The organism is Corallococcus sp. CA053C (assembly GCF_003611675.1).
Taxonomy (GTDB): domain Bacteria; phylum Myxococcota; class Myxococcia; order Myxococcales; family Myxococcaceae; genus Corallococcus.
In genome coordinates this window covers 1-6,951 of record NZ_RAWA01000468.1, presented here as the reverse complement: position 1 = coordinate 6,951, position 6,951 = coordinate 1, and the positions used below count along the sequence as shown (strand labels likewise).

Below are 6,951 nucleotides of genomic sequence, written 5' to 3'. Positions count from 1 at the left end.
CCATCGTCCTGTTCCGCCCGGACGCGGGCGCGCTCCAGGCCGCCTCGGGACCGATGGGCGGATGGGACACCGTGACGCGGCAGGTCCCCCGGATCGTCGAGCTGTCCGGTGATCATTACTCGCTGATGGTCGAGCCCTCCGTGGCGGAGCTCGCCCGTCAGCTCAAGCCCTTGCTCGAAGGCGGCGGCTCCGGCCCCGAGAGACCATGAAGAACGTCCAGGATGTGTACCGGCTCTCGCCCGTGCAGCGGGAGCTGCTCGCGCGTCCCGAGCTGCCCGAAGCCCGGCACGGCAGCCTGCACTGGAGCTTCCGCCAGGGGCTGGATGAAGCGGCGCTGGAGGCCGCGCTGCGCCTGCTCCTGGCCCGCCACACCGCCCTGAGGACCGCCTTCGTCTGGCACGGCATGAGCGAGCCGATGCAGGTGGTGCGCGGGAGGGTCGAGCCGCGCCTGGAGCGCCTCGACCTGTCGGGCCTCGCGGAGGCAGAGCAGTCCGCGAGGCGCACGACGTTCCTCGCGGAAGAGCGGCGGCGCGCCATGAATCCCACGCAGGCGCCCCTCCTCCGCGTCACGGTGCTGCGAACCTCACCGGAGGCAGGGACGGTCGTGCTCACGTGGCACCCGCTCATCCTCGACGAAGCCTCGGCGCGGCGCTGCCTCCAGGAGTTGTTCCTGCTCTACCGGGCGGCACGTGGGCAGCAGGATGCCGGGCTCGGGCGCAGCCGCCCCTATCGGGACTACGTCGTATGGCTCGAGCGACAGGACCCACGCGCGGAGGAGGCGCGGATCCGCGAGACGCTGCGAGGCGCCCGGCGCACCGGACTGCTCGACGGGTGGCTCGCGGGAGCAACGGAGCCGGCTTCCTCCAGCGCCGTGCCGGAGGGCGAAGGGCTCGTGCAGCGGTTCCTCCTCTCGCCAGCGGCCACCGGCCAGGTGCAGGCGTTTCTTCGGCAGCACACGCTGGAGCTCTCGACGCTGCTCCAGGCCGCGTGGGCGCTGCTCCTGCACCAGCACGGCCTGGGGGATGAGCTCCTCTTCGGCGTGCTCACGGGAGGCCCGGCCTCGCTGTCCGGGGGCGACTCGTTGGTGGGGCGCTTCGCCACGCTCGCTCCGCGCCGCATCCCGGTGGCTCGCGGAGGCACCCTGCTTCGCTGGCTCCGAGGTCTCCAGGCCGAACGGTCACAGACACCCTCCGATGAGGCCTGCGCCACCCCTGCGCTCCGGACCTGTCTCGACGCGTCCGAGGGAGGCTCGCTCTTCGACTGCGTGCTGACGACGGACGCCGAGGACGCCGCCCTGAAGTCGCTCGCCCGGAGCCTCGGCTTCCACGGCCTCACCCACCTCCCTGTTTCACTTCCGGCGCCGCTCGTCATCAACGCCACGTCCGGTCCGCGACTGGCCCTGCGGTTCCACTACGACGCCCGGCGGTTCGCCTCCACGGCGGTGGCCAGGCTCGCGGGACACCTGGGCACACTCCTGGAGGAGCTGGCGCTCCGAGCGGATGCGGAACCTTCCGCGCTCACGCTGCCCCCAGGTGAGCTGGGCAACGTGGGCACCCTCACGGTGGGCACGGGCTTCGGATCCGCGGAGGTGGAGGCGGTGCTCGCCCAGCACCCGGCGGTGGCCCAAGTCTCCGTGGTCCCCGACACGCGAGCGGGCAACGCGGGCGGGCTCGTGGCCCAGGTGGTGCCGGCGCGTCCCACGGAGGGCGTCCGTCGGAAGAAGCCCGGCTTCGGCCTCTTCTATTTCGCCAACGAGGAGGCCAACGCGAGGGAGCGGTACCGCCTCTATCTGGAGGGAGCCCGGCTCGCGGACCGCAACGGCTTCACGGCCATCTGGACCCCCGAGCGCCACTTCGACGAGCACGGCGGCCTCTACCCGAACCCCGCGGTGCTGACCGCCGCACTGGCCATCGCCACCGAGCGCATCGGGCTGCGCGCCGGCAGCGTCGTCCTGCCGCTGCACCACCCCCTCCGGGTGGCGGAGGACTGGTCCGCCATCGACAACCTGTCGAAGGGCCGGGTCGGCATGGCGGTGACGTCCGGTTGGATGCCCCAGGATTTCGCGCTGGCGCCGGACCACTTCGCGAACAAGCGCGACGTGATGTTCCGCGCGCTGGAGCAGGTACGAGAGCTCTGGCGGGGCGGAGCCGTTGCCTTCCCGGAGGGGACAGGCAGGGAGGTCCCGCTGCGCACCTTCCCCCGCCCCGTGCAACCCGAGCTGCCGGTGTGGCTCACCTGCCCCGGCAACCCCGAGCTGTTCGAGAAGGCCGGCGAGCTGGGCGTCCACGTGCTGACCTCGCTGGCGTCGCAATCCGTCGAGGAGGTGCGGGACAAGATCGCCCTCTACCGCGCGGCCCGGGCGCGCGCCGGCCACGACCCGGCCACGGGCACCGTCACGGTGATGCTGCACACCTTCGTGGGGAAGGACGCGGACGAGGTGCTCGACCAGGTCCGAGAGCCGCTCACCCACTACCTGCGCACCCACCTGCGCCTCCAGGAGCTGCGCATCCGCAGCCTGGAGCTGCCGGTCGACGTCGACGATCCGAAGCTGCTCGACAGGCTGGCCTCGTTCGCCTTCGAGCTGCACTACCGGATGAGCGCGCTCATCGGCACCCCCACCTCCTGCCTGCCCATGGTGGACAGGCTGGCGGAGATCGGCGCCGATGAGCTGGCCTGCTTCATCGACTTCGGCGTCGACGAGGACGCGGTGCTCGCGGCGCTCTCGCACCTGATCGAGCTGAAGCAGCTCGTTGACGACGATGCGCTGCGCCTGCGCCGCGTGCTGACCGAGTACCTGGAAGAGCGGCTCCCGGGACATCCCCCCGTGGTCTTCTCAAGCAGCCCCGAGGCGGGGTGAAGTTGCCCCGGTTCCGCAGAGCGTTCCGCGCTTTCGCACTCAATCCCTGGCGCGTAGCCTTTCTTCTTCCTTGGCTTTTGCCATTTTCACCAGCGTCCGGGCCAGCCGCTTCGATGTCTGGCTTTCGTAGGGAACCCAGACTTCCTCCGGGAGGGCGGCCTTCATTCCACCGTAATACTCACGCTGCAAAAGGGCCAACACGTCGTAGGCCACCCATGCGACGCAGAATCCAAGCAGGGCGCCCCGGGGCGAGCCAAGGCTTCGCACCTCGCTTTCAAGGGCAGACTCCAGGCGGCCCCAAAGGCATTCAATCCGCCAGCGCGTGCGATACAGCCGGGCGAGGTGGGTGGCTCCCTTGCGGTCCGCTGGGACGTTCGTCAGCAGCCAGATACATTCTGCTTTAAATTTGACATTATCACTGAAACATTCTGGGATGCAAACCCTCCAGGATATTTCCCCGTGCCCGATCCGCTTCAAGAGTTCGAGTGCAGCACCACGATCAGCCATGAGGATCCGCTCGTCAGGGATCACCGCGTCCATGGCGTGCGCATCATGCCGGGGGTCGTCTTCCTGGACATGGTGCTCCGCGCCCTGAAGGCCAAGGGGCTGGACACCACCTCGGTGGAGTTGCGCAACATCCTGTTCATCGAACCCGTCGCCACCACGGAACGGTTCGACAGACGGGTGCACCTGCGCTTCACGCCCCAGGACGCGGAGGCGCGAAGCTGGCGGGTGGTGGCGCAGAGCAGGCCCCTTGCGTCCGGGAGCGGGTCCGCGACGGGGCTCACCGAGAACTTCCGCTGCGAGGTCCATATCGCCCACGAGCCCCTTACGGGCCGGATCGACGTGGCCTCCTTGATGAAACAAGCCACGCGTATCACGGACGTGGACGACGCCTACGTGTACGCGCGCGGCGCGGCCATCGAACACTTCGAGTTCATGAAGGGCCAGGGCCAGCTCTACTTCCATGAAGGCGGCGTGCTGGGGGCGCTCCACCTGAGCGCACCGGCCCACGAACACCTGGAGGACTTCCTCCTCCACCCCGTCTTCCTGGACAGCGCCACCCTGCTCCCGTTCCTCTATCTCCAGCAGCGGCCGGAGCTGGCCCTGCAGCCGTTCATCCCCATCCACATCGAGTCGTTTCGCGCGGGCCCCTCCCTGGGCGAGCGCGTGTTCGTCCAGGTGCTCCAGTCCAGCACCGGCCTGGTGGCGGACGACCTCTTCCACAGCGACCTCGACTTCTACTCGCCCGAGGGGCAACGCATCGCGTCCCTGCGCAAGCTGTCCACCAAACGCATCCGCTCCGAAGCCCTGATTTCCCGCCTGCGACAGCCCGAAGGCGCGGAGCGCGCTCCTTCGCCCACCCGCCTGGCCGAGCCGGCCGCTCCCGCACGAAACGCGGGAGCGGCCTCCCTGCTCGACTCCCTGCGCCGCCTCTTCGCCTCCGAATTGAAGGTGGCCCCCGAAACACTCGACGCCGCGGAGAACTTCTACTCGCAGGGGATGGATTCAACCCAGCTGCTGCAGGTCGTGCGGCGGCTGGAGCGGGAGCTCGACCTCAAGCTCTATCCCACACTGCTGTTCGAACACAGCACACTGCGCGAGCTCGCGGACTACCTCGAACACCACCATGCCGAGGGCGCGGCGCGACTCCTCCCCCGGCATGAACCTTCACGGGAAGCCGGAGTGCCCCCCGCGAAGGCGCCTCCCACAGCGCCTCCGCCGCGCGCCCTCCAGGACGAACCCATCGCCATCATCGGGCTCGCGGGCCGCTATCCGCAGGCCGAGGACCTGGAGGCGTTCTGGGACAACCTCCAGGCCGGGCAGGACTGCATCACCGAGATTCCCAAGGAGCGCTGGAACCACGAGCGCTGGTTCGATCCCACCGGCAGCCGCCCGGGCACCACCCAGGGCAAGTGGGGCGGGTTCCTCCAAGGCATCGACCAGTTCGATCCCCGGCTCTTCAACCTGTCGCCACGGGAAGCCGAGCTCATGGATCCCCAGGAGCGGCTGTTCCTGGAGACCGCCTGGCAGGTGCTTGAAGACGCGGGCCATGCCGGCCGGGCGCTCCGGGGCCGCCAGGTGGGCGTGTTCGTGGGCGTGATGTGGGGGCAGTACGCGCTGCTCGGCCTGGAGGAAACCCTCGAGGGCCACCCCGTCGCCCCCTCCTCGTTCGCCGCGTCCATCGCCAACCGGGTCTCCTACTTCTTCGACTTCCGCGGCCCCAGTCTGTCGTTGGACACGATGTGCTCCTCCTCGCTGACCGCGCTGCACCTGGCCTGCGAAAGCCTGCGGCGCGCGGAGTGCGACCACGCGCTGGTGGGCGGCGTCAACCTCATGCTGCACCCCAGCAAGTATGTGTTCCTGAGCGAGCACCGCATGCTCGCCAGTGATGGCCGGTGCCGTGCGTTCGGCGAGGGGGGAAGCGGCTATGTGCCTGGAGAAGGCGTGGGCGCCGTGCTGCTCAAGCCCCTGTCGCGCGCCGAGGCCGACGGGGACTACATCCATGGCGTCATCCGCGCGACCGTGGTCAACCACGGAGGCCGCGCCAACGGCTACACCGTGCCGGACCCCGACGTCCACGCCACGCTCATCTCCGAGGCGCTGGAGCGCTCGGGGGTGGAGCCCGCGACCGTCGGGTACATCGAGGCCCACGGGACCGGCACGAGCCTGGGAGATCCCATCGAAATCTCCGGCCTGGGCAAGGCCTTCCAGGGACGGACCGCTCCGGGGTGGACCTGCGCCGTCGGCTCCGTGAAATCAAACATCGGGCACCTGGAGGCCGCCGCGGGCATGGCGGGGCTGTCCAAGGTGCTGCTCCAGTTGCGACACCGGAAGCTCGTCCCGTCACTGCACGCGCGGCAGCTCAATGCCTTCATCGACTTCGCGGCCACGCCCTTCCGCGTGCAACGAGAGCTGGGCGACTGGGCCGCGCCCAGGAGCGTCGCGGGGCAGCCCGTCCCCAGGCGGGCGGGTTTGAGCTCATTTGGCGCGGGCGGCTCCAATGCCCACGTCATCCTCGAGGAGTACCTGGCCCCCCGGTCCGAGCCCTCCGCGCGCGAGCGGCCCCGGCTGATCGTCCTGTCCGCGTTCAAGGAAGAGCAGCTCCGGCCCTACGCCGAGCGGCTCCTCCGGTTCCTGGACCGGCAGGCCGCCCCGGAGCACACCGGCCCGTGTGCCAGCCTGAGCCAGGTCGCCTGTTCGTTGCAGACGCGCAACGAGCCCATGGCGGCGCGGCTGGTCTTCATTTCAGCAAGCCTGGAGGCGCTGCGGGTGCAACTGCGGCGCTACCTGGCGGGCCATCCCGACCCGGCGGACTGCTTCCAGGGAACAGTCCGGGGCGATGGACCGACGGGCCGGGTGTCCGCGCGCGGCGAGGACGTTCCAGCGCTGCGGGAGCTGGCGGCGCGTTGGGTGGAGGGGGCGGACATCGACTGGCCGATGCTCTACCCCGAAGGCAGACCCCGACGTCATCCGCTGCCGACCTATCCCTTCGCCCATCGCCCGTACTGGCTGCCCAGGACGGAGCCCGCGCTCACGCGCCCGCCGCCGCTGCACCCGTTGCTGGGGCGCAACACCTCCACGCTCACGTCCGTGCGCTTCACCACGACCTTCTCGCGGACAGAGCCCCTCCTCGCCGACCACCGCGTCGGCGGGCGCGCGGTGCTTCCGGGTGTGGTGTGTCTGGAGATGGCCCTCGCCGCGGCCCGTCTCGCGGGGGCGGCGCCCGTCCACACCCTGCGCGACATCACCTGGGCGAGCCCCGTGGTGCCGGCTCCCGACGGCGCGCCACTCGATGTGTCCCTCGAGCTCCGGGAGGACGGTGACTGCGTGGGGTTCCGCCTCGTGGGCTCGGAGGGGACCCTCCACGCCCAGGGACGGCTGATGCGCGGCGCCGCCACGGGCGAGGCTGAAGCCTGCCTTGTGCCCGACGCCCTCCGAGCGCGCTGCCCGCACCTGCTGTCCTCGGAGGCCTGCTACCGCCTCCTGGCCGCGCGAGGACTGGAGTACGGAGCCGCGCTGCGCCCCCTGCTCGAACTCCACGTGGGACAAGACGAGGCGCTCGCCGCCTTGCGACTGCCCGGCCCCCACCC

The 6,951-nt window shown here is 70.2% G+C and carries 3 protein-coding genes and 1 pseudogene; 3 read left to right on the top strand and 1 reads right to left on the bottom strand.

Translation table 11 applies throughout. The annotated features are described in order from the left end of the window. The coding region (locus D7V97_RS44975) for a hypothetical protein (RefSeq protein ID WP_199729089.1) at positions 1-209 on the top strand (209 nt) is incomplete at its 5' end. Continuing rightward, a complete protein-coding gene (locus tag D7V97_RS37520) occupies positions 206-2,857 on the top strand; it encodes a MupA/Atu3671 family FMN-dependent luciferase-like monooxygenase (protein WP_120615411.1) in 2,652 nt (883 codons plus the stop codon). The genes D7V97_RS44975 and D7V97_RS37520, both read left to right, overlap by 4 nt. 180 nt (positions 2,858-3,037) lie before the next feature. On the opposite strand, the pseudogene D7V97_RS46265 reads toward D7V97_RS37520, so the two are convergent. Then, positions 3,038-3,247: pseudogene (locus D7V97_RS46265) on the bottom strand (IS4 family transposase); the annotation flags it as partial. Between D7V97_RS46265 and D7V97_RS37515 the strand changes: the two are divergent. Next, positions 3,200-6,951 (top strand): beta-ketoacyl synthase N-terminal-like domain-containing protein (locus tag D7V97_RS37515; protein ID WP_368668995.1); only part of this gene is annotated, 3,752 nt, incomplete at its 3' end. The pseudogene D7V97_RS46265 and the gene D7V97_RS37515 overlap by 48 nt on opposite strands.